This is a genomic window from Segetibacter sp., from assembly GCF_025963695.1.
Taxonomy (GTDB): Bacteria; Bacteroidota; Bacteroidia; order Chitinophagales; family Chitinophagaceae; genus Segetibacter.
This window is the reverse complement of record NZ_JAOQAH010000035.1, coordinates 1-25,250: the sequence shown is the minus strand read 5'-3', so window position 1 is coordinate 25,250 and position 25,250 is coordinate 1. Positions and strand designations below refer to the sequence as shown.

Annotated in this window: 26 protein-coding genes; 7 read left to right on the top strand and 19 right to left on the bottom strand. The window is 39.7% G+C overall.

What is annotated here, in order from left to right; all coding sequences use genetic code 11:
• Positions 1–436 precede the first annotated feature (436 nt).
• Entirely contained in the window at positions 437–1,867 is a 1,431-nt protein-coding gene (locus tag JWR87_RS06055; protein ID WP_297816899.1) for a Gfo/Idh/MocA family oxidoreductase, read from the top strand.
• 139 nt (positions 1,868–2,006) lie between these two features.
• On the opposite strand, the gene JWR87_RS06050 is transcribed toward JWR87_RS06055, so the two are convergent.
• Positions 2,007–2,963, bottom strand: coding sequence for a hypothetical protein (locus JWR87_RS06050; RefSeq protein ID WP_297816896.1), 957 nt, complete (start codon positions 2,961–2,963; stop codon positions 2,007–2,009).
• A gap of 449 nt (positions 2,964–3,412) precedes the next feature.
• On the opposite strand from JWR87_RS06050, the gene JWR87_RS06045 reads away from it, so the two are divergent.
• Positions 3,413–3,634, top strand: coding sequence for a hypothetical protein (locus JWR87_RS06045; protein WP_297816893.1), 222 nt, complete (start codon positions 3,413–3,415; stop codon positions 3,632–3,634).
• Between the two features lie 278 nt (positions 3,635–3,912).
• On the opposite strand, the gene JWR87_RS06040 is transcribed toward JWR87_RS06045, so the two are convergent.
• The 3 genes from JWR87_RS06040 to JWR87_RS06030 all read right to left on the bottom strand — a co-directional run bounded on the left by JWR87_RS06040 (position 3,913) and on the right by JWR87_RS06030 (position 8,797).
• Complete coding sequence (locus tag JWR87_RS06040) at positions 3,913–5,958, bottom strand: M13 family metallopeptidase (protein ID WP_297816890.1); 2,046 nt, start codon at positions 5,956–5,958, stop codon at positions 3,913–3,915.
• Between the two features lie 103 nt (positions 5,959–6,061).
• Entirely contained in the window at positions 6,062–7,090 is a 1,029-nt protein-coding gene (locus JWR87_RS06035) for a Gfo/Idh/MocA family oxidoreductase (protein WP_297816888.1), read from the bottom strand.
• Positions 7,091–7,570: 480 nt separating this feature from the next.
• Complete coding sequence (locus JWR87_RS06030; protein ID WP_297816887.1) at positions 7,571–8,797, bottom strand: YaiO family outer membrane beta-barrel protein; 1,227 nt, start codon at positions 8,795–8,797, stop codon at positions 7,571–7,573.
• Between the two features lie 371 nt (positions 8,798–9,168).
• On the opposite strand from JWR87_RS06030, the gene JWR87_RS06025 reads away from it, so the two are divergent.
• Positions 9,169–9,345 (top strand): hypothetical protein, encoded by a 177-nt coding sequence (locus JWR87_RS06025; RefSeq protein ID WP_297816885.1) that lies wholly within the window; start codon positions 9,169–9,171, stop codon positions 9,343–9,345.
• Positions 9,346–9,495: 150 nt separating this feature from the next.
• Entirely contained in the window at positions 9,496–10,641 is a 1,146-nt protein-coding gene (locus JWR87_RS06020) for a M23 family metallopeptidase (RefSeq protein WP_297816883.1), read from the top strand.
• Between the two features lie 42 nt (positions 10,642–10,683).
• Here JWR87_RS06020 and JWR87_RS06015 read toward each other — a convergent pair whose 3' ends face one another.
• The 3 genes from JWR87_RS06015 to JWR87_RS06005 form a co-directional block, all read right to left on the bottom strand.
• Positions 10,684–11,718, bottom strand: a complete 1,035-nt coding sequence (locus tag JWR87_RS06015; RefSeq protein ID WP_297816882.1) for an aminotransferase class V-fold PLP-dependent enzyme — start codon at positions 11,716–11,718, stop codon at positions 10,684–10,686.
• A 51-nt stretch (positions 11,719–11,769) separates the two neighbouring features.
• Positions 11,770–12,330 carry a GNAT family N-acetyltransferase gene (locus JWR87_RS06010; protein ID WP_297816879.1) on the bottom strand — a complete coding sequence of 187 codons (561 nt, stop codon included), beginning with the start codon at positions 12,328–12,330 and terminating at the stop codon, positions 11,770–11,772.
• 723 nt (positions 12,331–13,053) lie between these two features.
• On the bottom strand, positions 13,054–13,620 hold the full coding sequence (locus JWR87_RS06005; protein WP_297816877.1) for a Crp/Fnr family transcriptional regulator: 567 nt from the start codon (positions 13,618–13,620) through the stop codon (positions 13,054–13,056).
• 380 nt (positions 13,621–14,000) lie between these two features.
• On the opposite strand from JWR87_RS06005, the gene JWR87_RS06000 reads away from it, so the two are divergent.
• The 3 genes from JWR87_RS06000 (at position 14,001) to JWR87_RS05990 (ending at position 17,230) form a co-directional block, all read left to right on the top strand.
• Positions 14,001–15,209, top strand: coding sequence for a hypothetical protein (locus JWR87_RS06000; protein WP_297816874.1), 1,209 nt, complete (start codon positions 14,001–14,003; stop codon positions 15,207–15,209).
• A 216-nt stretch (positions 15,210–15,425) separates the two neighbouring features.
• Positions 15,426–16,883, top strand: a complete 1,458-nt coding sequence (locus tag JWR87_RS05995; RefSeq protein ID WP_297816873.1) for a PQQ-dependent sugar dehydrogenase — start codon at positions 15,426–15,428, stop codon at positions 16,881–16,883.
• Positions 16,880–17,230, top strand: coding sequence for a cytochrome c (locus JWR87_RS05990; RefSeq protein WP_297816871.1), 351 nt, complete (start codon positions 16,880–16,882; stop codon positions 17,228–17,230). Before JWR87_RS05995 ends, JWR87_RS05990 begins: the two co-directional genes overlap by 4 nt.
• A 61-nt stretch (positions 17,231–17,291) precedes the next feature.
• Here JWR87_RS05990 and JWR87_RS05985 read toward each other — a convergent pair whose 3' ends face one another.
• The 12 genes from JWR87_RS05985 to rplX form a co-directional block, all read right to left on the bottom strand.
• Positions 17,292–18,527, bottom strand: coding sequence for an NAD(P)/FAD-dependent oxidoreductase (locus tag JWR87_RS05985; RefSeq protein ID WP_297816869.1), 1,236 nt, complete (start codon positions 18,525–18,527; stop codon positions 17,292–17,294).
• Between the two features lie 190 nt (positions 18,528–18,717).
• Positions 18,718–19,581, bottom strand: a complete 864-nt coding sequence (gene map / locus JWR87_RS05980) for a type I methionyl aminopeptidase (protein ID WP_297816866.1) — start codon at positions 19,579–19,581, stop codon at positions 18,718–18,720.
• A gap of 19 nt (positions 19,582–19,600) precedes the next feature.
• Positions 19,601–20,944 carry a preprotein translocase subunit SecY gene (gene secY / locus JWR87_RS05975; protein WP_297816864.1) on the bottom strand — a complete coding sequence of 448 codons (1,344 nt, stop codon included), beginning with the start codon at positions 20,942–20,944 and terminating at the stop codon, positions 19,601–19,603.
• Positions 20,945–21,025: 81 nt separating this feature from the next.
• Positions 21,026–21,475, bottom strand: coding sequence for a 50S ribosomal protein L15 (gene rplO / locus JWR87_RS05970; RefSeq protein WP_297816862.1), 450 nt, complete (start codon positions 21,473–21,475; stop codon positions 21,026–21,028).
• 81 nt (positions 21,476–21,556) lie between these two features.
• Positions 21,557–21,763: a 50S ribosomal protein L30 gene (gene rpmD / locus JWR87_RS05965; RefSeq protein WP_297816859.1), complete on the bottom strand. Its 207-nt coding sequence runs from the start codon at positions 21,761–21,763 to the stop codon at positions 21,557–21,559.
• A 59-nt stretch (positions 21,764–21,822) separates the two neighbouring features.
• Complete coding sequence (rpsE, locus tag JWR87_RS05960) at positions 21,823–22,341, bottom strand: 30S ribosomal protein S5 (protein ID WP_297816857.1); 519 nt, start codon at positions 22,339–22,341, stop codon at positions 21,823–21,825.
• A 102-nt stretch (positions 22,342–22,443) separates the two neighbouring features.
• Positions 22,444–22,794 carry a 50S ribosomal protein L18 gene (gene rplR / locus JWR87_RS05955; RefSeq protein ID WP_297816855.1) on the bottom strand — a complete coding sequence of 117 codons (351 nt, stop codon included), beginning with the start codon at positions 22,792–22,794 and terminating at the stop codon, positions 22,444–22,446.
• A 121-nt stretch (positions 22,795–22,915) separates the two neighbouring features.
• Entirely contained in the window at positions 22,916–23,470 is a 555-nt protein-coding gene (rplF, locus tag JWR87_RS05950; RefSeq protein WP_297816851.1) for a 50S ribosomal protein L6, read from the bottom strand.
• A gap of 110 nt (positions 23,471–23,580) precedes the next feature.
• Positions 23,581–23,979 carry a 30S ribosomal protein S8 gene (rpsH, locus tag JWR87_RS05945; RefSeq protein WP_297816847.1) on the bottom strand — a complete coding sequence of 133 codons (399 nt, stop codon included), beginning with the start codon at positions 23,977–23,979 and terminating at the stop codon, positions 23,581–23,583.
• Positions 23,980–24,071: 92 nt separating this feature from the next.
• Complete coding sequence (gene rpsN / locus JWR87_RS05940; protein WP_297816844.1) at positions 24,072–24,341, bottom strand: 30S ribosomal protein S14; 270 nt, start codon at positions 24,339–24,341, stop codon at positions 24,072–24,074.
• Between the two features lie 8 nt (positions 24,342–24,349).
• A complete protein-coding gene (gene rplE / locus JWR87_RS05935; protein WP_297816842.1) occupies positions 24,350–24,925 on the bottom strand; it encodes a 50S ribosomal protein L5 in 576 nt (191 codons plus the stop codon).
• A partial coding sequence (rplX, locus tag JWR87_RS05930) for a 50S ribosomal protein L24 (protein ID WP_366090220.1) occupies positions 24,925–25,250 on the bottom strand: 326 nt, incomplete at its 5' end. The genes rplX and rplE, both read right to left, overlap by 1 nt.

Here is a 25,250-nt window from a genome sequence, read left to right as displayed (position 1 = left end):
CCTTCTTTGTTTCCACTCGCAATTCTCCTCCATGCTTGTGAATTTATCATCTCATCTATTTTTACAATTGAATAATAAACTCCGCTCCCTCACCTTCCTTTGCCTCCACTCTTAACTGCCCCATTGGCTTTTATAATATCATAACTTAAAATTGTTCTCGGCCGCCGCTATAAAAATTGGCGTGATAAAGTATATTACTTTTTTTAGCACCCCTTAAAAAAGTTAATTAAAAGAAGACGTAGATGATGGCTTTCTATAGAAGATGCATTTGAAACAAAATGTACAAGTGTGCGACGCAACAAATGACTCATTGAAGAACTACTGAACGGTTCATAAAAAAATCTCCTGCTATTACAACCCGGCTTACCACTTCAAATTGCTTAAAAGAAAAATCTTATATTTATAACAGTCATTCACGCTCTAACATTTGCTCCAAATGAATAACAACAGCAGCCGTCGCAACTTTATTAAAAATAGTGCCCTTACGGCAGCGGGCTTCTACATTGTTCCCCGGCATGTACTAGGAAGAGGTTTTATAGCACCGAGTGATAAACTAAACATAGCCGGAATTGGCGCAGGTGGCAAGGCAGAAGTAAACCTTCCGTACGCATGGAACAATGGTGCTGAAAACATTGCCTCTCTTTGCGATGTGGATGATCGAATGGCTGTAAAGGCGAGGGCTAAATGGCCCGATGCCCCCTACTATAAAGATTATAGGACGCTTCTTGATAAGCAGCATAAAAATATTGATGCAGTTATTATAACTACGCCCGATCATATGCATGCGCCTATTGCGCTGGCTGCTATGCAATTGGGTAAACACGTGTATTGCGAAAAGCCTTTAACGCACGACATTTATGAGGCAAGAATTTTAACTAAGGCCGCCGCAAAATATAAAGTGGTTACACAAATGGGTAACCAGGGCAGCAGTGGCGATGATACCCGTAAAGTGGAAACGTGGATACAGCAAGGGCTGTTAGGCGATGTACACACCGTACACGTGTGGACCAACCGCCCTACCTGGCCGCAAGGTATACCTACGCCTACAGGTAAATTCGATATTCCGAAAGAGGTGGACTGGGATCTATGGCTGGGCACCGCCCCTTACCGCAATTATCATCCTATTTACTTACCGGCTATCTGGCGCGGCTGGACCGACTTTGGCACTGGCTCGCTAGGCGACATGGGTTGTCATTTTATTGATGTTCCCTACCGCGCCCTAAACCTCGGCTATCCCGTAGCCGTTTCGTGTAGCGTCGGCTCGGTATTTAGTGGGTTCTTTAAAGAGGAAGTGTATACCGACAGCTATCCGCCTTCTTCGGTTACGTACATCAAGTTTCCTGCCCGTAAAGCAATGGGACCGGTTGAATTGGTATGGTACGACGGCGGCATAAAACCAAGAAGACCAGATGAATTATTGCCTGATGAGCCAATGGGAGAATGGGATGGCGGAATCATTTTCGAAGGAACCAAAGGCAAATTAATGGCAGGCTTATTTGGAAGAAATCCCACTTTGCTTCCAAGCAAAAGAATGAAGGAAACCACTTTGCCCATTTCAAAATATCCTTTTGTAGAACATGGTATTGAAGGGCACCAAACGCAATGGGTAAATGCTTGTAAAAAAGGTTATGGTGCCTATACCAGTTCATCTTTTGATAAGAGCGGACCGCTAACCGAGACCGTACTAATGGGAAACCTGGCCGTAAAGAGTTACAACTACCAGGAAAAAAATGAAAAAGGCGACATCTCATATCCCGGTAGAAAACAATTGCTATGGGATGGCGAAAACCAGCGCATCACCAACTTTGAACCAGCAAATCAATTTGTAAAAAGAGAATACAGGGGAAGCTATAAGTTGAGTATTTAGAAAATATTGTTCTACAAACTTGATTGTTTTAAAAAGTGTAGCGGCGTTTTTTGTGGACCAGCTACACTTTTCCATTTAGCTTCGGTTGCGTCGCACTCTTGTACAAATGTAAATCTTAGCAGCTCCATTCGAAGTCCTTCTACTGGTGCCGTGCATTTTTAATGAAGATGGACTGCACCTCCCACTTCTGGTTAATTGTTTTATAGAAATCGTCAAGAAAGGCAATCATTTCTTTTTTGTTCTTTTTGTCGAGCAGCTCAAAATCAGAGATTAAATTGTAGATTTTTTCCTTTTGTGTATTGAAAACATCAAAGACAGTTTGCAACTCACCTGCCGACCTGGGAAAGCCCCGATACAAGCGTTGTACTACAGTCGTTATTCCCAACTCTTCGTTAGGAACGGCATATTCTGCATTTACCAATCCGCAATAATCAAAGTCGTAGGGAACCGCAAAGGGCGTTGTGCTGGTATCTTTTTTACCATACATGATTTTGAGGTTGTGGTTGTTTGTCAAACCCCAGTCAGTATTACCGATCATGTACTGAAAGACAAACATCATCGTTGTTTCTTTCCGGTCCAGCATATGGTAATTAACAGGTCCATTCTTCCACTCTTTACAATGATTTCTTTTTGCCATTGCATCAACGTTCTCTAAAAAAAATGCATATTGAGTAAAGGGCTTCTTTTTGCCTTTGCCATCGCGGTATGTTACTTTTGCCAACCGGGTAAGAAAGCTTTTAGAAGCAACGAGGTTATGTATTTTGTAAACGAGGTATTCTTTCAGTAACAGTTGTTCGGCCTGCTTATTAACCGTACAACCAGAAACCATTTTTAAAGCTTTAAGCGAACGCAACCTGGGGGAAGTAGTATTCTGAAAATTTAGCAACATTGGGGGGATGTAGCAATATTTTCTTCGAAAGGCACCTCTTGCACTTATACGAATTTCCTCTTCTACCAGCGAGCTGTCGTAGAGTTTAGTGGAGATGGTGGCTTTTAAAAGTTCGCCTTTCATTTTCTCACTCATTAGTTTGGCCATATCAGTACTAATGGTAACGTTAAGTGGTGGTTCATCAACGAAAAATCGTACACTATCCACTCTCTGTGCTAGTAATATGTTGCCTATGCATAATAAACAAAAGAAGATAGTGCGTCGAAGTGCTTCCATTTTTACAAAGTATTAGGGATAAAACAAGGCATTAACCTACATAATTAATACAAAATCGCAACCTTTTCATCCTTTTACGCGCATTAAGTATGAGTGGTGAGCTAATAGGATGACCGGACTTGTATAACACCTTACTGAAACCGAGAAAACCGGTAAAATGGTGCAGTTGCCCTCTCCTGCTTTTCGTAATATAACAACTTGCTGATAAATGTAAAGTACTAATTATCTTGAAGGTCTATTGCAAATACCCTTTTATTTTATATCCAAAGCTTACTGTTTCATCTGTAACCAGCCTTATAAGAAAAAATGTAACACTTTAACTGCTAAACACTTATTAACCTTTTGGCATGATTATTTATTATTAGTCTTAAATTTTATTTATGAAAAAAATCATTTTTCTATTGCTGTTATCCTTTGGAGCAGCAGTTACTACCCCTTCATCTTCGATGGCACAAACTGAGGAAAAAGTTAAAGTGAAAAAAACTTCTACTCCAACTCAAAAAGTCGCAAACACTTTTAGAAAAAAAAGGAACAAAAAATATAACGGAGTAAAAGTTAAGCATAAGGTTGAAGCTCCATCAAAAGGAACTTCTTCCAAATAAACTTTCCATTTTAAATTGTAAAAATGGCTGATGTTTTTCATCAGCCATTTTTGTTTAGCTGCTTATATTTTTGAGGAGCAAATACAAACTGAATGCATTTTCTACTTTCTGCAAGCTTTTCAAAAAAGATGGCTGCTGATGATCTTGATGCAATTACAATTAACAGTACAAGTGAGTGACACAACAATGATGCTATAAGAAACGAATGCTAGTGACCAACTATAAATAAAAAGATCCACACCATGTGGACCTTTTTATTTAATCGAAGTTTTTTTTAATTACCAGATACGTGTTCTTTTTTCCTTTGCAATAAACATTTTATCTCCGGGCTCAACATTAAAGGCGGTATACCATGCATCAATATTCATAACGGCACCATTGGCACGGTACATACCTGGTGAATGTGGATCGGTTAACACCAACTGAGCCTGTGTTTCAGGAACGGTGTTGCTGCGCCACACCTGGGCCCAACTTAAGAAAAAGCGTTGTGCCGGGGTAAATCCATCTATTTTCTGATTCTCTTTAAATTGTTTGGTTTTGGTAAAAGCATCGTAAGCCATGCTTAAACCGCCAAGATCAGCAAGGTTTTCACCTAGCGTCAATCTGCCATTTAAATGCACGGTATCTAAAACGGTGAAACTGTTATAAAGATTTACTACCTGGTCTGCCTTGGTTTTAAATTTATCTGCATCTTCTTTTGTCCACCAGTCTTCCAGTTTTCCTGTGGCTGCATACTGGCGTCCCTGGTCGTCGAACCCGTGCGTCATTTCGTGGCCGATTACAGCACCAATGCCTCCATAGTTAATGGCGTCATCAGCACCAAAGTCGAAGAAAGGAGATTGCAGGATTGCTGCGGGAAATACAATCTCGTTATTTACCGGGCTATAGTAGGCGTTTATTGTAGGTGGAGTCATACCCCAACGCGAACGATCAACTGGTTGACCCATGCGATTAACCATGTCGTTATACTCCCACATATCCGCCCTGCGAATGTTGCCAATAAAATCTTTCCTGGCAACCGTCAAACCCTGGTATTCTTTCCATTTGTCGGGATAAGCGATCTTCTTAGTAAAGGCATGTAATTTCTCAATACCTCTTTTCTTTGTTGCCTCGCTCATCCAGTCAAGGCGCTTAATCCTATCCTCGAAACTAGCCTGAAGATTATTTACCAGCTCAACCATTCTTTGTTTAGCCTCGGGTTTAAAATACCTTTCAACATACAACTGGCCCAGCATTTCTCCCAACGAGGCATCAACAAGGCTGGCAATACGTTGCCATCTGGGCGTTTGTTCTTTTTGCCCTGAAAGAACCTGTGTAAATTTAAAATTAGCATCAACAAAAGGAGTGGATAAGTAAGGAGCGCTGGTTTTTAGCACCGCCCAACGCAGGTAGCTTTTCCAGTCATTCAGCGGAAGCACACCTAATAACAAGTCAGCTGTTTTAAAAAAAGCAGGATTGTCTACCAGCACACTATCCCCAGCCTGTACCTTCATTTGAACAAACAAGTTGTTCCAGTTCATGTCAGGCGTTAAAGCATTCAGGTCTTTAACGGAGAACTTGTTGTACGTTTTATATGGATCCCGTTGTTCTACACGACTGTATTGCACTTTTGCAAGGGCTGTCTCTATACGCATTACCGCATCTGCACTTGCATCGGCCTTTGCAGGTTCTTCACCCGCAAGCGAAAACAACCGTTGAATGTAAGTTCTGTAAGCTTCCCGAATGCGCATACTACGCGGATCGTTTTTAAGGTAGTAATCACGGTCGGGTAGTGTAGTTCCGCCCTGGTTTATTTGAGCGATGTATTGATCCACATTTTTTCTGTCCTGCTGCACACCGAAACGAAATATAGGACTACCGTAACCAAAGGTTCTTAAACCGGCTACTTCAGTAAGGGCAGCTTGCGTGTTTTTTATATCTGAAATACGATCGAGGTCTGCCTTAATACCAATAATGCCTGCAGCTTCAATACTCACGCTATCCATGCCACTTGCATAAAAATCACCAATCATCTGCGTTTTCCTGTCTTTGCCGGTATTTTTTGCAGATTCTTCTAAGAGCGTTCTTAACCGTTGTGAGCTTTCTTCGCGTAGCACATCAAAGCTTCCCCAACGGGTCTTACTTGCAGGCACCGGATTATTTTTAAGCCAGTTGCCATTAACGAACATGTAAAAATTATCGCCGGGTTTTACAGACAAATCCATATTTGACTTGTCGACGTATTTTCTAACTTTCGGGTCATCCTTGCCGGGGCCAGCATAAACCATACTTGCAGCAAAAAGACTGGCTGCTGTAAGTAAACGCGTTGAAGTAGGTATTCTCATGTTATGTGTTTTTTTTCCTACAAAATTAATTGTTGAGCGTCTGCGTGACTCATTTTATAAAAATTTTATACCCTACAATTTGAAGCAATTACACCCTGATTTTTTATTTCTTTTGTGCTTTTTGAATAACAGATTCTAAACTTACCACAGCTCCGTTTTTTCGTTTGCTTTCGTCAGCAGCTTCCATGAAGGCGTAGATCTCTAAGGTTTCTTGCGGCGCTACGGGAGCCTTGCCGGTTTTAAAGAATTCTACAATTTGCACCAATAAATGGTCGTACCCTTTGAATGGTCCTAACGTAATATTCCCTTTGGCTCCGTAAGCAGTTCCCCCGTAATCATGCGTACCTGTTCTTGTTCCTCTAAAGGTACCGACCCTGCCATCCTTCCATGTTCCTATAACAATGTCTGTATCGTTTGTATGCACTCGTCTTACATCGTTGCAACCTGCCCCCATCACTGAAAATAATATTTCAACGCCATGTATTCCATACCAGAACAAGTCGGGATGAGTTTTTTCTAAAGTAGCGGGGCTGAAGGTATCAGCGCCCAAAACTGCGCCTGCCTTTCCCTTAATAGCGTCCTGTACAGTTTCCATATACCGGAGAGAAGAAGACGAAAATATAGGTACAGCGTTTTGTTTTGCAGCAGCGTAGATTGAAAGAACATCGGTTAAAGATGCGGCAACAGGCTTATCAATAAAAAAGGGCTTTTTTGCTTTTATAACTTTCATAGCCTGCGCGGCATGAGGTCGTCCGTCATTAGTCTCTAATAACACAAAATCAACTTTTTTAAGCAACTCTTCTTCTGAACCAACGATTTCGACCCCCAGCTTTTTCACTTCTTCAATGTAACCCGGTATTCTTTTAACTGATGACTCTATATCATTACTTCCTTTTGGGTAAGCAGCAACTACTTTAAACCCTTGCAGTTCTGCAGCCTTACCGGGTGCATTCAGTGATTTGGTAAAGGCAACACTATGAGATGTATCCAAACCAATAATTCCTACCCTGGCTTCGTTTTGAAACGTAGTCATCCCATATACTTTAGGAAAGCTTTCTAAAAGAGCCGCTCCAATTCCAGCCACGGTTGTTGTTCGTATAAAGCTGCGCCGAGGAAGTTTTTTGTTTATCATTTTTCGGTTGATCGTTTAGTAATAGCAATTGTAAAGGGTTTTTGGTAAGCCTGAAAAGTATTCTCAAACCTTGGCTATACCCTTCCAAATTCTAATTGTTCAAATTAACCATTTCTAACATTGCTTCCTTTAACTGACCAATTTCTTATTTTTTTTCCTGATTATATTAAGCGGTTGGCGCCCTCATTACCGCAAAAATTATTTTTGCAAAGGGCGCACGAAGATGATTGGGTGAAAAAGCGTTTGCCGGTGAAGTAGTTGTATGGAAACACCGGAAATACTACGTGAAAAAAATATTCAACCCTTTTCAGGACCGCGCTGTGCTTACCTAATATTCCACCGATTCCATCGGCCGCTATTCATATTAAAGCCCTGCAGGCTTAACGGGATAGCATTGAATGCAACGAGTAAACATTTTTAAAGCACAAATGGGTGCAACATAGGAGGATCGCCTATCGAATCAGGAAAAGTACCCACATGCTAAAACCTTCTTTGCAAACCAATAGAGATGTTCAACTGCGTGCCCGTTTCATCAGCTTTGTATTGCTGGCTGATACAACCGGCCTTTAGAGAAATGATATTCACTTTTGCAATACTGTGATTAAAAGCTAAAGAGGCTTGCCTGGAAGTAAGCCGGTTTTTATTGTTGTATTGAATACTTGTGGTGCGATCGTCAGGAGAGATGCCCGACCCTACAGCAAGACCAACGTAATCGTCTGCTCCTTTAAAATAATACCTCGTTAAAAGGCCGTACGATTGGGAAGCACCAGCCGCACCGGGAGTAACATAAGTACGGGCACCAAACAAAAAGTTGCTGTAATATTTGCCAATATATGCCGTGTAAACGTAAGTGGAAGTTCCGAAATTTAAATAACGAATACCCACCTCTGCCTCATAGCTGCGCGGTAAATTGGCGTACAAAGAAAACCCTGCACGATACTTTGGAAACACTGTCTTACCCGGAGAGTAACCAAAGCTAACATAACCATAAAAGGTCTTGCTGATGCGAGGATAAGCATCCAATTCACCTTGCCATCCACTGTTGCCAAAACGTTGAGCATAATTTACGTTTGCTGATACTGTGCCCATTTTTGTATACCTGCTATATCCTATGGAAGCAAGGTGCCAGGGTTGGCTAAACTGCTTGTCAAAGTAAGTATAATCATAGCTCACGCCTATTTTGTTTGCTATTGCTACATCTTTTAATGAGGAAGCCAACGCTAACGCTGCAGTGTTGTGTTTGTTAAATTTTAATAGCTTGTCTGTAATTACTGAAGCCGCTGTGTATTGTTTGAGTGCGCTTAAAATTTTTGCCTTACGCAACCATAAGTCAGCGGAAGCAGGATTGGCAACGAGACCATTGTTACAAACTGATAAGGCTTTATTGTAATTGTCGTTCCAATATTCAAGGTCTGTGTATGCTATGCTTGCCTCTTCGTTTGCAGGTGCATAGATTAAAACCTTTTGAAAATGATATAATGCCGTATCGTATTGTTTGTTCCAACTGTACAATCTTCCCAAAAAAACCTCGATTTCTGAATATTTCGGGGATTGAGTAAGGGCCAGCATTGCTAATTGCTTTGCTTTATTATCATCCTTTTCTTCAAAAGCAGCAATACGTGCAGCTTTAAATAATTCATCAGACGTCAGTTGTCTCTGACCTTTTGTGATAGCAGATATAGCAATAAGGCTAATGAGCACTAGCATTCGTATGTTCATATTAGTATAACGGCGAAAAAGGCCTTCGCATTATGTTTACTGCTGGTCTTGAAAAAACTATGTACTCTTTTTGTAGGGGTTAGTAAAAATCAGATTTCAAATCTGCATCTGCAGTATAGCTATTGCAAGCGTTGTTTGATGAACAAAGATTTACGGTACAAGGGTGTGACACAACAATGCTACATTTTAACTTACTGACGACAACAAAACCCATCCTATTCAGGCATTACAATACCTGATTTTATTATAGCATTACAGACAAGACAGTTGGGAGAAGCGGCTATTTCAATATAACTCACTGAAATTCAAAAACAAGAAATAATTTGCGCTCTAATTCGTTTAAAAAGAAAACTTTGAACATGTCGCCGGATAAATTAAAGGAAAAGCTTGAAACCATTACTTGTCACATTCATGGTGATGCTCCTTATGTAACTATACTAGAAAACAAAACGCTTGAAATTGAAAGTTGCTGCCTTTTATTCAGGCATCAATTGTTGTTGATGGCGGGAGAAAACGAAAAACTTATTGTAGCCTAGGAGGACAATGAGATAACAGTAGCTGTCATTTAAAGAACTACTTATTTTACGTTAGCATCTCGTGCTTTAATAGTTTAAGAAGAATATTAAATACATTAATATTTTGTTCACTTTCTTCGGCTTCTCTTTTGTTATAGTGGGTAAAATTGTATGAAAAAAATTTTATCCTACCTAATGGCGATGGCCCTGCTAGGCAGCTCGTGTAAATCAGTTAAAAATATCTTCGCAAATAAGACGCCGCATGAAAAATATGCGGACAAACTTGAAGACAGACACCTGGACGAGACGCCCGAGGGACGCCAATGGCTCGCGGTATCTAAAAGAGCTTTGGAAGACCCTCAACCAATTCAACTACCCTATCGTCAAAACGGCTATTTTCATGCTGATAGAGCCGGCGCTTTAGCGCTGGAATTTAATGCGGATTTTGGCGAGCGCATAACTTTTGATCTCGCAAAAAAAACGATGAACCGTTTTGTCATCTTTGCCGATCTTTTTAAACAAGACGAAAAAACTACCCGCTTGCTTTCAGCGGATACAAGCGCCAATCAATTTAGTTTCGAGGTTAACGAAACAGGTACCTACATTTTGCGGTTGCAGCCTCAATTGTTTAACAGTGGCGACTATAGCCTCTCAATTTCAGTTGGTCCTTCGCTAGGTTTCCCGGTGTTGGGTAGTAAGGCCAGCGTAGGCAGCTATTGGGGGGATAACCGCGATGCCGGCAAAAGGTCACACGAAGGCATTGATATTTTTGCGCCGAAACTTACGCCTGCAGTGGCAGGTGCCGATGGTGTTGTAACGGGAGTAAAAGAAGGAGGCCTTGGTGGTAAAACTGTATGGCTAAGAATAAAAGACGGGAATACTTTTCTTTATTATGCGCATCTTGACAAGCAGTTGGTGCAGGAAGGACAGTCAGTGAAACAAGGAGAAGTTGTAGGATTGGTGGGCAATACAGGTAATGCTAAACATACGCCTTCGCATCTTCATTTTGGTGTGTATACTTCTGAAGGACCGGTTAATCCACTACCATTTGTTAATCGCACTATAAAGACCGCCCCGGCGGTTGCGGTTAAAAATTTATCCGGCTCTCTAAAGCTTCTGAAAGCTCAAAAAACCGCGCAAGGTGTTTTGGTTAAAGCAAACACAGAGCTGCTTCCTTTAGCTGTTAATGCTAAAGGATACCTTGCCGAGCTTCCGGATGGAAATATTATTCAAACACCGTTTACTGCTGTAAAAGTGTTGCCCCAACCTATAAGGCAACAAGCACAAAAATTAGCAAGTGTAGCTACAATTAAATAGTGGTACGGGGTGGGTACACGGTTATACCCCACCTCTAACGTTTCAGTTGAATTTTGAGATAGTTCTTTGTAATGTGTTCAACACTGTATCCAGTTCAACATCTTCATAATAACCAAAGAAAGCAATCTGAAACCAGTTTCGCTCTTTCAGGTATGCGCTTTCAGAACTGACAACAATCTTCTCCCTCCTTAAATCCGCAATAAAATTAGTTATAGCCATATTTGGTTGAGCAACAGTGAAAACTTTTGAACCTGCTTTATTAAATGGAAGGAGGTTATTTTCATTCAACAATTGAAAGCAGTCTTCAGAATATTGATCAATCAAGCTCAACTGCTTGTTCTGTAGCTTTTTACGTGTAGAAATGTGTAGAGCATACAGTAGGTTCGACGATAGTGTAAAAGGTATCCCTTCTTTTTTATCGTAAATACCAAGATCGAAGTAAACAGGAATTTGATTTGAGGAAATCGTTTCTATGTTTGAAAAAATAATTGCAAGACCAGGTATCGATGCAAGCCCCTTTCCCGAAGATGCAGTAGCCATAGCAATGCCAGACAGATCGAGAGGATAGGTACCGATAGTGCTCATACAATCAACAAAACAAAGGCAATTATTACGGGCACATACTTGTGAAATGCTATCAAAATCATTTAAAACTCCGGTAGAAGTTTCACAATGACAAAACAGCACCCAATTGATATTATGTTTCCTAATCTCAATTTCAATCAATTGCAAATCGAACGCCGCACCCCACAACAACTTGTGATCTATAAATTTTAATGATGCCCTCGTTGCCTGTTCAATTAACCTTTGACCAAACTCACCGTTGGAAAGAATTAAACCGTTACCTCCCGACAGTTTTATTTGCCAGATCATCGCCTCATTAGCGGCCGTTCCACTACCTGTAATAAAATAGGTTTTTTGAACCTTCAACTGTGCGCAAAGGAAGCGGGCTGTGTTATTATATAACTTTTTAAATTCGATCGATCGATGAGAAATAGGAGTAGCAGCAAACGCTTGTTGCACTTGTTTTGAAATTTGAACGGGCCCGGTACTAACGTTAACCGTATTTGAATGCATTCCGGATTGATTAAAATTAATTAATGGTGCAATAAATTGAATGCTTTGTATTTACCTATTGATTACTTTAAAAGCGCCTTTCAAATTATTAATATGAAAATAGAGCGGTTGGTAAGGAACTTCTTTTGTACCTACTAATGACCCGAAAGGAACTGCTCCGATATTATGATATAGCTCTAATTCTTTTAAACTTGCCGATATAACTCCCAGGTCGTACCCTTGAGAAATTAAAGAAGGAATGAGTTTTTTTAGCATAGCTATCGCAATTCCCTGTTTGCGTTTATTTTTCTTAACTGCAAAAAGTCTTATTTCAACTAAATTGTTATGAGGGGGCAAATAAGCATCAAGATTATCCATCTTTTTATCCAGAGAAAAAGGGCGGACAGCGTTATAACAAACCATACCTACCAGCTCTTCACCCTCTAAAGCAACTATGTATGTATTCTTTTCATGAAAAGCATCTACGAGTTTTCCATCTTCCCGTTTATGATGTTGTGGTATTTCATCTGCAAACGTCTCGTGGTTGAATTGATGAATTTTATCAAACTCTTGTTGAGAGGCAACTTTTACGGTAAGCGGAGCAGCTTCGTAAGCTTCAGGTATACTATCCATTTTTTTATTTTTTGTGGGTTAGAAAAGTACGCGCTTAAGTAACGATAGCCAATCTTGTACGAATTTAATAATAAGACAATTAATCCTTTCGGCCTGTTCTGTGTTAATTCGAAGTTTAATGCCCTCCTTTATTGTACCTAATTTGACCAGGGGGCGTTATCTCAAAAATAAAAAGTATTTACCAGTTCCCATATTTTATGCGCCCCAAAATACAGTTAGTATTGCCTCCGGCGAGGTTCTTCGCAAACTTCTGCAACAACGCGCAAACGAAACTTCCGACCTACATATGTATAAGCCCATTGTCTCAACTAAAACGCTTCAGCCACATGCAACAAGGGTAAATAAGAGAAAAACCGGTCTTTCTTTTTTAAAACCCAAATAAGATACGGAGTTGATAAGCTACAAGTGCAAAACACTTAAAACTACGCATCCCTCCTTTTCGCATGCCGGTAGTGCCATGGCGTATATAATGGTAGAGAGATATGTAGCGAACATGTGTACTACTATGATGCATTGTTGTGTCACTCCCTTGTACAGTTTTGCTATCTGCATCAATTAATACAACCAGCCTTCCACTATATAAAGTCCAACGAGCGCTTTGTGATAAAACAAACTTTCGTATTTCCCGATCAAAGAAATAGATGTTTTGGAAGAAAGCATTTGATAAAAGTCAAATTCCTTCTATTCAAAAAAGAATTCGACAAAAGTCAAAGTTTAATAATTTTATTTCCGGGCTCTAACACGACTTAACGTCTCAAGGTTCATTCCCAAATAGGTTGCGAGATACTTTAGGGGAACTCTCTGAAGTAGGTCAGGAAGGTGCTTTACAATAAACCGGTACCGGTCTTCGGCCTTTTGCTTCCTTAGGTTGTACACTTCAATTTCGAGTATATATAAGTACTGCTCCGTAATTACCCTTCCTATATAATTAAACGCCGGATAGTTCTTATATAAATACTGCAAATCATCAAAACGAAGCATTGCCAGTGTAGTGTCTTCCAACGCAATTATGTTTTCATTTCCGGGTTTTCTTGTATAAAAGCTGTAGACCGAGGTTATAGTTGCACCTTCCCATAAAAACTTAGTAGTAATTTCTTCAGTATTTTTTAAATAAAAACTTCTTACCAAACCCTTTAATATCCATGAGGCGTGGTTAGAAGCTTTTCCTGCTCTCAAAAGAAAATCATCTTTCTTTAATTCCTTTATTTCAACCAATCGCTCCAGCTCTGCAACCAGTTCTTTAGGCATGCTACAAATGCTATTGAAATGTTCTATAACATGTGCTATCATCCAAGCAATTTATTGTCTTCTATTCTTTAATCAAAGTACTGCCCTGTTATTCTTTCTGCTTTTCTCAAGCACGCTTAAAGCCCGGCGAAAACCCTTGCCAGAGCTCTTTGTTTGTAAAAGGTTGTGACTAGCCAAATATCCTGCTTCTCCATTTCCAAGCACACATTTTTCTAACCCCTATACGATAAAAAACACGCCTGGTACCTTTTTATAAAAGATCTCCTTCATCCAACTATCTAAAATATTTAAATTTTACCGCATTAATAGTTCTCTTACAATTGCTAATTCTGTTAAAAACTTAATAGATAATTTTTTTGTTTTGCTTTATCTTAGAGATCGTAAAATAATTATTAATTAATAACCTCTAAATTAAGCACTTTATGAAAAAAGTTTTACTCGCTATTCTTGTACTTACATCCGGAGCCACATTTGCACAAACCACATCTTTTCCGGGAAATGGCAAAGCTGATTTTGGAGGCCCGGTGGGTAAGGGCACCCTAAACGTTGTAAACACTCCGGATTCTTTCTCCATTTTTTTAAATAAAGGAACAGGCAATTTCGACAGTGTTCTTGTTCTTTATATTGACACCTTTTCCACTGGGGGAATAACCAGCACAAGCCAACTTTCGTCCTTCACCACGCTGGACAAATACGGCAAAGCTGCTTCTGCACAAGGCGGAACACAAAATCCAGTATTAAATTTCCCTACCACCTTTACTCCTGACTTTGCAATAGCCTTTGACAAAACAGGCGGTAAACTTTATTCCTTCCAAAATTTTTTAGGCAGTTACATTATATTAGAAGCTAATTCATTTGCTATAAACGTATCTGGCAACTCTTATGGAAAGGGATTTTCAAAGTCAGAATTAGGGTTAACACCGGGACAGGTAATCATGCTGAAATTTGTTGGAACCTATATTGACGGCAACACAGTATCTCGGTCAGCAGAAGGATTTGGAGATCCTTTCACTGGCTATAACGGTACTGCAAGAATAGGTAGCACAGAGCCGTATACTATCAAAAGCTTTTTTACCTATAACTCAAGCACAGCATTACCTGTAGTCCTTAAAGACTTTAAAGCTTCGCCTTTACAAGAAAAAGTGCAATTAACCTGGAGTGTAGCACAAGAAACAAACATTGATGGATATGAAGTAAAACGTTCAGGCAACGGCATTCAGTTTTCAACTATAGCTACCATTGCAGCTAAGAATAACTCAGGTATCATTTCCCAATACACCTTCACTGACAACGCACCTTTAAAAGGAAACAATTATTACAGGTTGGCTATTAACGAAAAAAACCGCAAAGAGCTAAGTAATATAATCGCAATTAAAACAAACATTAGCACTACACTTAAAATGCAGCAAGTTGGAAAAGCGATTAATTTACAGGCAAATGGTCTTACTGCAGGAACATATAAATTACTGATAATAAATCCTCTGGGACAAACTTTACAAAATTCAACTATCAAAGTTGAGGGTTACATGAACAGGCAAATCGTACTGCCTGGCAACATAACCAAGGGGATCTACAGAATTACTTTACGCTCTAATAATGAAAGTTTAACTGAAAGTCTATTAATTCAATAAGACTCAGGCTAACATTATAACAAGAGACTGTCTCATAAAAACGAGACAGTCTCTTTTGTTTTATAACTATGCAGAAGCTACATGAGTTAGTGTAATCCGGCAGGTTTGCCTGGGTAAAAGTCTTAATTAAGTCTCATTTTCAAAATCACACATGCTTAAATTTTCGTATGTCTGGTATAAATATTTTAAGTCATAAAATATCAGAAACCTTTCTACATGAAGCTGTCTTCAATATTTATTCTAACTGTTATAGTGTTGTCTAATACCTCCTGCTACAAAATGAGGAAGTCTACAGGAGGTGCGCAGATAAAAACCGTGCAGGCAAGGCAGGTTAGTGTGGCGGATATTGCGCTGCCAAAAGGGTACAAAATAGAACCAGTGTCAACTGGCCTCACGTTTCCAAGTGCAGTTACTTTTGATGAAAGTGGAAACTTGTATGTAATTGAAACCGGGTACTCTTATGGCGAGGTATTTAAGTCTCCTAAGTTGCTACGTCTCGACCGGGGAGGTAATACTACAACCATGGCAACAGGCACTAACAACGGACCATGGACGGGAGTTACTTTTTACCAGGGCAATTTTTACATCGCAGAAGGCGGAGCATTGGAAGGCGGTAGAATATTAAGAATTTCAATGGATGGGAAAATTACTCCCTTAATTAGTAATCTTCCAACCATCGGAGATCACCATACAAATGGACCTGTTATTAAAGAAGGCTATATTTATTTCGGCCTTGGCACTGCAACAAATTCCGGCATTGTAGGAATTGATAATGCCCACTACGGTTGGCTTTTACGGCAAAATAAATTTCATGACATTCCTTGTGCTGACATCACTTTAACAGGTAAAAATTTCAATACAGGTAATATTTTAACAACCGAAGAAAATGACGTCGTCTCAACCGGAGCCTTTTCTCCATTCGGAACAACTACAGTCTCTGGCCAGGTTATTAAAGGTACCTGCCCATGCTCAGGCTCTATACTTCGAATACCTGTTTCAGGAGGTAATCCGGAAGTCGTAGCATGGGGATTTAGAAATCCCTATGGTTTGGCGCTTTCTCCTGCTGGTAAATTATTTGTTACCGAAAACGCGTACGATGATCGGGGAAGTAGACCAGTGTGGGGAGCGGGTGATGTTCTATGGGAAATAAAAGATGGACTATGGTATGGTTGGCCAGATTATTCCGCCGGCAAATCAATCATAAACGATGAAGAATTTCATGCACCAGGCAAAGGCAAGTTAGAACCGTTATTAGCAAAATATCCAAATACACCTCCAAAGCCAACTGCAATTTTCGCTGTTCATTCTTCTTCTAACGGATTTGATTTCTCGAAAACAAGCAAATTTGGTTACGAAGGCGAAGCCTTTGTGGCACAATTTGGCGATATGGCCCCTGACGTTGGTAAAGTAATGTCTCCGGTTGGATTTAAGATAGTGAGAGTAAATGTAAGCAATGGAGTGATCCAGGATTTCGCGGTAAACCGTGGCTATAAAAATGGACCCGCATCTCAAAAGAAAAATGGAGGTTTGGAGAGGCCGCTCTCAGTGAAATTTGATCCTGCAGGAACAAGTTTGTATGTGGTGGACTATGGTACCATTATCTTAAAAAACCACTTACAAATACCAATGGAACAAACAGGAATGATTTGGAAAATAACAAAGGACGGTTTATGACAATTTACATTAATCGTGTTACTGCAATATTTATTTGCATTTTACTCTTTGAAGCTTGCGCCTTAAGAAGAAGTGAACCGCTAAAGGGAAGTTTTGTACCGGCTACGAGCGAAATTGCAAAAGGACAAGCTTTATATAACCTGCATTGCGATAAATGTCACCCAGACGGAGAAGGCGGTTTAGGCCCCGACATCAATTGGAATCCGGCTCCTTCCTTCATAAAAAAGATGCAAGTGAGGCATGGATTAGGAGTGATGCCGTCATTTAAGGAAAATGAAATTTCTAAAGAGGATTTAAAAGCGATCGGAAAATACATGAAAGCTTATAAGCATCAAAAGAGGGAATGAATTACGTACTTTTTTCGATTGTCTATCTGCTTGCCTTAATACTTTTACCTTTTCACTTCACCTACTCACTTAATTGGGTAATCGCTTTGGCCGCTATCCATCCACTCGTCCAGGCGTGTTGAAAATTAAAACCTCCCGTTACACCGTCAACGTCTAAGATCTCTCCAGCAAAAAATAGGTGAGGCACCAATCTACTTTCCATCGTGTTTGCGTCAACTTCGGTCAATTTTATTCCCCCGCAGGTCACAAATTCTTCTTTGAAGGTTGTTTTACCTTTTACCTCAAACTCCTGGGCTGTCAGGTTTTTAATCAGTCTATTTTGCTCTTTTCCTGGCAGGTCTGCCCATCTGATTTCTTCATTAATCCCACTCTCGTTTAATAAATAAATCCATAGACGGGTGGGGAGATTAAAAGGGTTACGGTTACCTATCTTTTGTGCAGATTTTTCATTTCGTAATAATTGCCATTCTTCGCGCAAACTTTGCTCGTTGTAGTTACTCAACCAATTAATGAGAATATTGAAATGATAATTTCTATTGGCAAGTTCTCTTGCACCCCATGCTGATAATTTTAGTATCGCCGGCCCGCTCATGCCCCAATGTGTTATTAGTAGCGGCCCTTCATCTGATAGTTTACTGCCAACAATTTTCACTGTCGCTTTTTCAACTGATACCCCCATTAGTTTAGTAATAGCATTACCAGGCATATTGAAAGTAAATAATGAAGGCACAGGTTCTTCAATTGTATGCCCCAGCGCTTTGAGCCAATCAAACATGGAACTTTTAGGATATCCACCGCAAGCAACACATACATAATCAGCAGCAAGACTTCTTAAGCCTGCTAGCTCAAGCCGAACCGTTTCTCCTTCTTGCCTTACACTTTTTACATCTGCATTCATTAAAACCTCTACCCCAAATTTATCTGCTTCTCTTAATAAACAGTCTATTATTGTTTGTGAGTTATCGGTTATCGAAAACATTCTTCCGTCTGCTTCAGTTTTCAATTTTACGCCCCTGTCCTCAAACCATTTTACGCAATGAGTAGTGTTGAATTGATGAAAGGTTTTCTTTAGAAAATTAGCACCCCTGGGATATCTTTTAACCAGATTAGAAATTTCGAAACAGGCATGAGTAACATTACACCTTCCGCCGCCACTTACCCTGACTTTAGAAAGCAGCTTACTTGTCTTTTCGACTATTGTTACTTTCAAATTTGGGTTAGCTCCTGCAGCGTTTACTGCACAGAAAAACCCAGCTGCGCCACCTCCAATTACTATTAATGTCTGTTTTTTTTTCATTTAAAAAGGGCTATTACTACCGCAGTAAAGGCAATAGCTCGCCGATATTGGTTATAAAAGTACAAGTGAGTGACACAACGATATTGAGTGAAGATCAAATGCCGGTTACAAAAAAATCACCAGGAAAAATGCCAAAACAATTATGGTAAGAAATTAAAAAACCTTCGAAGAAGAAGGTTTTTATAGGGAATTAATAATAATCAGAACATAAATTAGAGTTGGCCTTTTCTGCCTCTTCAATTTCTTTAAACGAAGAAAGGATATCAGCCTTTCCTTTTCTTATGCAAACGTTGTGTTCGTAATGCGCGGAAGGCTTATGGTCTTTAGTCCTTACAGTCCAGCCGTCATCATCATAAAAAACCTCTTTTACTCCAAGATTAATCATTGGCTCGATTGCCAGCACCATTCCATCTTTCAATTTAGGTCCATTCCCTCTTTTTCCAAAGTTGGGAACCTGGGGATCCTCGTGTAAACTTCTTCCCAAGCCGTGACCTACCAGTTCACGAACTACGCCGTACCCGTGAGCCCTCTCCGTATAATCCTGAATTGCAAATGCAATATCTCCAATTCGGTTTCCGTGATGCGCTTTTTCAATTCCTTTGTATAAAGACTGTTTGGTAATCTTCATTAATTTCAGGATGTCTTCTCCCGGGTTGCCTATGGCGAAAGTATATGCACTATCACCGTGAAAACCGTTCTTAAAAACGCCCAAATCAACAGACACCACATCCCCATCTTTTAAAATGTCATTGGTAGGAAAGCCATGAACAACGGCATCATTTACTGAAATACAGGCAGTGTAAGGATAGCCCCGATAATTTAAAAAATTAGGAACGGCCTTATTATCACGAATTACCTGGTCGGCTATATTATTAGCTTGCATTGTAGTAACACCTGCTTTAAGAAATTTAGCCACTTCAGCTATTACCTTTCCAACCAGCAGGCAACTTTCCCTCATCAAGGCAATTTCTGCCTCCGTTTTGTAAAACACCATATTTCTTGTTCTGGACATGTAAAAAATAAACCTGCCAGGAAGCATTCCTAACAGGTTCAAATTTAAAATTTATTATAACTTAAACAGATGCAGTAGTAGTCAACTGTTGTCTTCCCTGTATTCTGCCACTATCCATCAATCCATCGTATTGCCTCATCATTAAATGAGTCTCAATCTGCTGCAATGTATCGAGAATAACAGCTACCATGATTAGTAACGAGGTTCCTCCAAAGAACGAAGAGAAGGTAGACGTTACACCCAACCTTTGAGCAAAACCTGGAAGAATACCAACTAACGCCAGAAAAATAGCGCCAGGCAGAGTGATTTTATCCATGATTGAACCAATATAATCGGACGTAGGCTGACCAGGTTTAACACCTGGAATAAAACCATTGTTACGTTTCAGATCTTCACCCATTTGCTTCGGGTTGAAAATTAATGCGGTATATAAAAAAGTAAAAGCAATCACCATAACGGCATATACAATCATATACCAGAAGTTACTATGGTCGCCGAAGACTTGTGCAATACCTTTTCCGCTTTCAGTGAACGAAAACAAAGTAGGTAAAAACATGATCGCCTGTGCGAAAATGATTGGCATTACACCAGCCATATTCACTTTCATTGGAAGAAATTGTCTTGCTCCACCAAACTGGCGATTACCGACAATCTGCTTTGCGTAGTTTACTGGTATTTTACGAACACCCTGAACAAGGATAATAATTCCCATGATGATGGCAATAAGGATTGCAATCTCAATTAGGAAAATCAATAATCCACCACCCCCTCTCGTTTGCTTCGCTCCAAATTCCTGAATAAGAGCCTGAGGAAAACGTGAAAGGATACCGACCATAATAATGATAGAGGTACCGTTACCTAAACCTTTGTCTTGAATTTTTTCACCTAACCACATTACAAACAAAGTACCCGCGGTTAAAGTAACAATTGTTGTAAGAGCAAAATATGATTTAAACGCAGGAATAATTGCCTCGGCATAACCCGGTCCATTTAAGTAAGCAACATAAGCACTGGCCTGGAAAGCAGTTACAATAACAGTAAGATAACGGGTCCACTGGTTAATTTTCTTCTGACCACTTTCTCCTTCCTTTTGAATCTTTTGTAATTGAGGAACAAGAATTGTCATCAATTGCATGAAAATAGAAGCAGAAATGTAAGGCATGATACCTAGAGCAAGTATTGAAGCTTGTGAAAAAGCTCCACCTGCAAAAGTGTCGAATAACCCGAGTAAACCATTATTTGCAGCATTTGCCTGGGCGTTTGCTAAGAGGTTTGGATTAATCCCCGGTAAAACAATATGAGTTCCCAGACGATACGTAAATAACAGGGCCAGTGTAACGACAATTTTACTACGTAATTCGTCTATAGACCAAATATTCTTAATAGTTTGAATGAATTTTTTCACTTTTAAATTGAGTTGTAGGTGTTAATCTCTCTAAAGCCAAAAAAGACGCATCACGGATGCGTCTGGCAAATATCGCTAAAATTACTTAACAATTTCAACTGTTCCGCCTGCGGCTTCAACAGCTGCTTTAGCTTTCTCACTAATTGCGTTCACTCTAAAAGTTACTACACTCTTAAGTTCACCATTTCCTAATACTTTTATCAAATCGGTTTGGCCTATAAGACCATTGATATAAAGGTTTTCAGGACTAATTTCGGTGAAACCGTATTTCTCAACGATATTGTCAATTTGACCAAGATTAAGAACCTTATACTCAACGCGATGTGGGTTCTTAAAACCGCGTTTTGGAATACGACGTTGTATAGGCATTTGACCGCCTTCATGCGCCATTTTACTTTTATAACCTGCACGGCTTTGTCCACCTTTATTACCTTTTGTAGAAGTTCCACCTTTACCGGAAGCTTCACCTCGGCCAATTCTCTTTTCTTTATGGGTTGCGCCTTTAGCCGGCCTTAATTCATGTAATTTCATCTTATCTAATTTTTACTTACGGGGTTGATTCCCCTCGCTTTAATTTTATATTTTTTTTAGAAAGTCCCTCCATCCTTCAAACTAAGCAGTTGCTGCAGCCTCAACAGCCTGCACTTCTTCTACCTTCAAAAGATGTCCTGCTCTTCTCACCATACCTAAAATTTGAGGGGTAGCTTCAACCTCTACGCTTGCATTGAGCTTCTTCAAGCCTAAAGCAATCAAAGTTCTTTTAGCTGTCTCGTTTCTATCAATACCACTTTTTACCTGTGTTATCTTAATTTTTTTCATATCTATCAGTTTGTAATTTAAGGTTCCAGGTCTACATTTAACTTGAAACTTCAAACTAATTATGCACTAAATACTTTCTTTAAACTAATGTTTCTTATTCTCGCAATCTGAATTGGCTCTCTTAAAAGGGCCAAAGCTTTAAAAGTTGCTTTCACAACATTATGAGGATTTGCAGAACCAAGGCTCTTGGCTAATACGTCTGTTAAACCAGCGCTTTCCAATACAGCCCGCATGCTTCCCCCTGCTAGTACACCAGTACCATGGGCGGCAGGCTTAATTAAAACATAAGCAGCACCTTCTTTTGCAAGTTGCTCGTGAGGAATAGTACCATGCATGATCGGAACTTTAATCAAGTTCTTTTTTGCATCTTCTATACCTTTTGTAATAGCTTCCTGTACTTCTTTTGCTTTACCTAGGCCATGACCAACAACACCAGCTCCGTTACCTACTACTACAAGAGCAGAGAAACTAAAAGTACGACCACCCTTGGTAGTTTTAACCACACGATTGATAGCTACTACTTTTTCTTTAAGTTCAAGGTCAGCGCCTTTTACTTTATTTAAAATTGCTTTTGACATTGTAATTTGAAAATTTGAAAATTCGAAAATTGCTCAATCTGCTTTTATAATTCACTCTCTGGCTTTACATTGAGCAATTTAGCCATTGAGCCATTTTCTTAATTAGAATTGAAGTCCGCCTTCCCTTGCACCATCTGCTACGGCTTTCACCCGGCCGTGATAAAGATTTCCTCCTCTGTCAAAAACACATGTAGTTAGACCTAATGCAGTTGCTTTTCGCGCAATAGCAGCTCCAACCATTTTACTTTTCTCTACTTTAGGAGCAGTTTGTGCAGCAATATCTTTTTCTCTTGACGAAGCAGCAGCCAAAGTAGTTCCCGTTGTATCATCAATTAACTGAGCGTATATTTCAGAATTACTTCTAAATACAGAAAGCCTTGGCTTAGCAGATGTACCAGCAACCTTCTTACGAACCCGATACCTGATCTTTTGCCTTTTTATTAATTTGTCCATTGTTATTTTATTTATTTCCCGATACTGCCGGGAAACCGAATTTGAAAATGTCACAATTTGAAAATTTGGAAATGAAACACCCAGCTTTTAAATTGAGCATTTCCAAATTTTCAAATTAATATTATTTACCAGCAGCTTTACCAGCTTTTCTGCGGATGAATTCATCAGAGTATCTAACACCTTTTCCTTTGTACGGCTCAGGTTTACGAAGACTGCGAATTTTAGCAGCTACAGCACCCAATAACTGGTTATCGCTGCCCTCTAAATTAATCTTTGGATTTTGACCCTTTAAAGTTTCAGTAACTACTTTAATTTCTGAAGGAACATCAAAAATAATGTTGTGAGAATAACCCAAAGAAAGGTCTAAGGTATTACCTGTGTTAGTTGCTTTATAACCTACACCAACTAATTCAAGTTGCTTTGTAAATCCTGTGCTAACACCTTTAACCATATTACTGATTAAAGAGCGATATAAGCCATGCATTGCACGGTGACGAATCTGGTCAGTAGGACGAGTTACCAAAACCTCAGAGCCATTTACCTCAACTTTGATATCCCTATCAATAGCCTGGGTTAAGGTTCCTTTTGGTCCTTTCACAGTGATGGTATTATCACCACCAACCGTAAGCGTTACACCACTTGCAAGAGCAACTGGTTGTTTACCTATACGAGACATAATTATTGTTTTATTGCTTTATTGTTGTATTGTTAACCGGTCAGCCTAGTATAGTGTCGGCTTAATGTATCAACAACTGTTTGGCTTCTGTGGCCCCTTGGGGTCAGGGATTAATAAATATGGCAAAGAACTTCTCCGCCAACATTCTGCGCTTTCGCCTCTTTATCAGTCATAACACCTTTAGAAGTAGAAATGATTGCGATACCTAAACCATTTTGAACTCTCTCAAAATCAGCTGGCTTAGAGTAAGTACGTAGACCCGGACGACTAACTCTTTCAAGGCTGCGAATGGCAGGCACTTTAGTGTTAGCATCATACTTCAAGGCTATTTTGATGACGCCTTGTTTGTTATCATCCTCGAATTTATACTTAAGAATATATCCTTTATCGTATAATATTTCAGTAATCCGCTTTTTCAAATTGCTTGCAGGAATTTCAACAATTCTGTGGTTTGCCATTTGAGCATTACGAATCCTGGTTAATAAATCTGCTATAGGATCAGTTACCATTGTTCTATGTAATTGAAAAATTTAAAATGTTGTTACAATGCGATATCCTTTCTTTCATCTGCCCTTTACAGGGCAAGACTGAGAGCGGTCTTCTACCAGCTTGCTTTTGTTACGCCCGGAATTTTACCATTAAGTGCCATATCACGAAACACGTTTCTTGATAGTCCAAAGTAGCCCACGTAACCCCTAGGACGGCCGGTTAATTGGCAACGGTTTTTCAAACGTACCGGAGAAGCATTTTTTGGAAGTAGGTCTAGTCCTGCATAATCACCGGCTGCTTTTAAAGCGGTTCTTTTTTCAGCGAACTTCGCCACCATTTTCTCCCTTTTTCTTTGCCTGGCTTTTACAGATTCTTTTGCCATAATCTATATTATTGGTTGTCTTTTTTTACGTTTTTAAATGGCATGCCCAGCTCTTTCAATAATTCGTAGGCCTCCTCATTGGTATGAGCAGATGTCACGAAAGTGATATCCATACCAGTAATCCTGTTTACTTTATCGATATCAATTTCAGGAAAAATGATTTGTTCAGTAATACCAAGCGTGTAGTTACCACGACCATCAAAAGCCTTATCGTTAACGCCCTTAAAGTCGCGAACACGAGGTAATGATACAGAAACAAACCTGTCAAGAAATTCATACATCTTCACGCCGCGTAAAGTAACCCTTGCACCAATTGGCATGTTTTTTCTCAACTTAAAATTCGAGATGTCCTTCTTAGACATTGTAGCAACAGCTTTCTGACCAGAAATGGTAGTTAGCTCCTCAACCGCAACGTCAACAAGTTTCTTGTCAGATACAGCGCCGTTAACACCCCGGTTAAGGCAAATCTTCAGCAGCTTAGGAGCTTGCATGATAGAAGTGTATCCAAATTTCTTCATTAGAGCAGGTACAACTTCAGCGGTGTACTTGTCTGCTAATCTTGGTTTATAAGTAGTGGTAGCCATTATTTAATTACCTCCCCTGATTTTTTTGCAATACGAACTAATTTACCTTCCTGGCGGTCACGCTTTACTTTCGTAGCAGCGCCGGCTTTAGCATCCCACAACATCACGTTACTGATGTTTATAGAAGCCTCTCTTTTTACCAAACCACCCTTAGTGTTTTGCGCACTAGGCTTAGTGTGTTTAGTAATGATATTTGCGCCCTCAACTACAACACGACCTTTTTCAAGAATTACTTCTAAAACCGTACGTGGTTTCTTCAGGTCTTTGTCATCACCGGCGATTACCACCACCTGGTCGCCCTTTTTGATGTTGTATTTAGGTTTAA

Bases quoted from the DNA above. Each gene is read 5' to 3' on its own strand.
- JWR87_RS05990 (WP_297816871.1), top strand. From the start codon at position 16,880: ATGACAATTTACATTAATCGTGTTACTGCAATATTTATTTGCATTTTA.
- JWR87_RS06010 (WP_297816879.1), bottom strand. From the start codon at position 12,330: ATGGATAGTATACCTGAAGCTTACGAAGCTGCTCCGCTTACCGTAAAA.
- rplO (WP_297816862.1), bottom strand. From the start codon at position 21,475: ATGAAATTACATGAATTAAGGCCGGCTAAAGGCGCAACCCATAAAGAA.
- rpmD (WP_297816859.1), bottom strand. From the start codon at position 21,763: ATGAAAAAAATTAAGATAACACAGGTAAAAAGTGGTATTGATAGAAAC.
- JWR87_RS05995 (WP_297816873.1), top strand. From the start codon at position 15,426: ATGAAGCTGTCTTCAATATTTATTCTAACTGTTATAGTGTTGTCTAAT.
- JWR87_RS06020 (WP_297816883.1), top strand. From the start codon at position 9,496: ATGAAAAAAATTTTATCCTACCTAATGGCGATGGCCCTGCTAGGCAGC.
- JWR87_RS06000 (WP_297816874.1), top strand. From the start codon at position 14,001: ATGAAAAAAGTTTTACTCGCTATTCTTGTACTTACATCCGGAGCCACA.
- rplR (WP_297816855.1), bottom strand. From the start codon at position 22,794: ATGGACAAATTAATAAAAAGGCAAAAGATCAGGTATCGGGTTCGTAAG.
- rplE (WP_297816842.1), bottom strand. From the start codon at position 24,925: ATGGCTACCACTACTTATAAACCAAGATTAGCAGACAAGTACACCGCT.
- JWR87_RS06045 (WP_297816893.1), top strand. From the start codon at position 3,413: ATGAAAAAAATCATTTTTCTATTGCTGTTATCCTTTGGAGCAGCAGTT.
- JWR87_RS06005 (WP_297816877.1), bottom strand. From the start codon at position 13,620: ATGATAGCACATGTTATAGAACATTTCAATAGCATTTGTAGCATGCCT.
- rpsN (WP_297816844.1), bottom strand. From the start codon at position 24,341: ATGGCAAAAGAATCTGTAAAAGCCAGGCAAAGAAAAAGGGAGAAAATG.
- rplF (WP_297816851.1), bottom strand. From the start codon at position 23,470: ATGTCTCGTATAGGTAAACAACCAGTTGCTCTTGCAAGTGGTGTAACG.
- JWR87_RS06015 (WP_297816882.1), bottom strand. From the start codon at position 11,718: ATGCATTCAAATACGGTTAACGTTAGTACCGGGCCCGTTCAAATTTCA.
- JWR87_RS06055 (WP_297816899.1), top strand. From the start codon at position 437: ATGAATAACAACAGCAGCCGTCGCAACTTTATTAAAAATAGTGCCCTT.
- rpsH (WP_297816847.1), bottom strand. From the start codon at position 23,979: ATGGTAACTGATCCTATAGCAGATTTATTAACCAGGATTCGTAATGCT.
- JWR87_RS06040 (WP_297816890.1), bottom strand. From the start codon at position 5,958: ATGAGAATACCTACTTCAACGCGTTTACTTACAGCAGCCAGTCTTTTT.
- JWR87_RS06030 (WP_297816887.1), bottom strand. From the start codon at position 8,797: ATGCTAGTGCTCATTAGCCTTATTGCTATATCTGCTATCACAAAAGGT.
- rpsE (WP_297816857.1), bottom strand. From the start codon at position 22,341: ATGTCAAAAGCAATTTTAAATAAAGTAAAAGGCGCTGACCTTGAACTT.
- JWR87_RS06035 (WP_297816888.1), bottom strand. From the start codon at position 7,090: ATGATAAACAAAAAACTTCCTCGGCGCAGCTTTATACGAACAACAACC.
- JWR87_RS05985 (WP_297816869.1), bottom strand. From the start codon at position 18,527: ATGAAAAAAAAACAGACATTAATAGTAATTGGAGGTGGCGCAGCTGGG.
- JWR87_RS06025 (WP_297816885.1), top strand. From the start codon at position 9,169: ATGTCGCCGGATAAATTAAAGGAAAAGCTTGAAACCATTACTTGTCAC.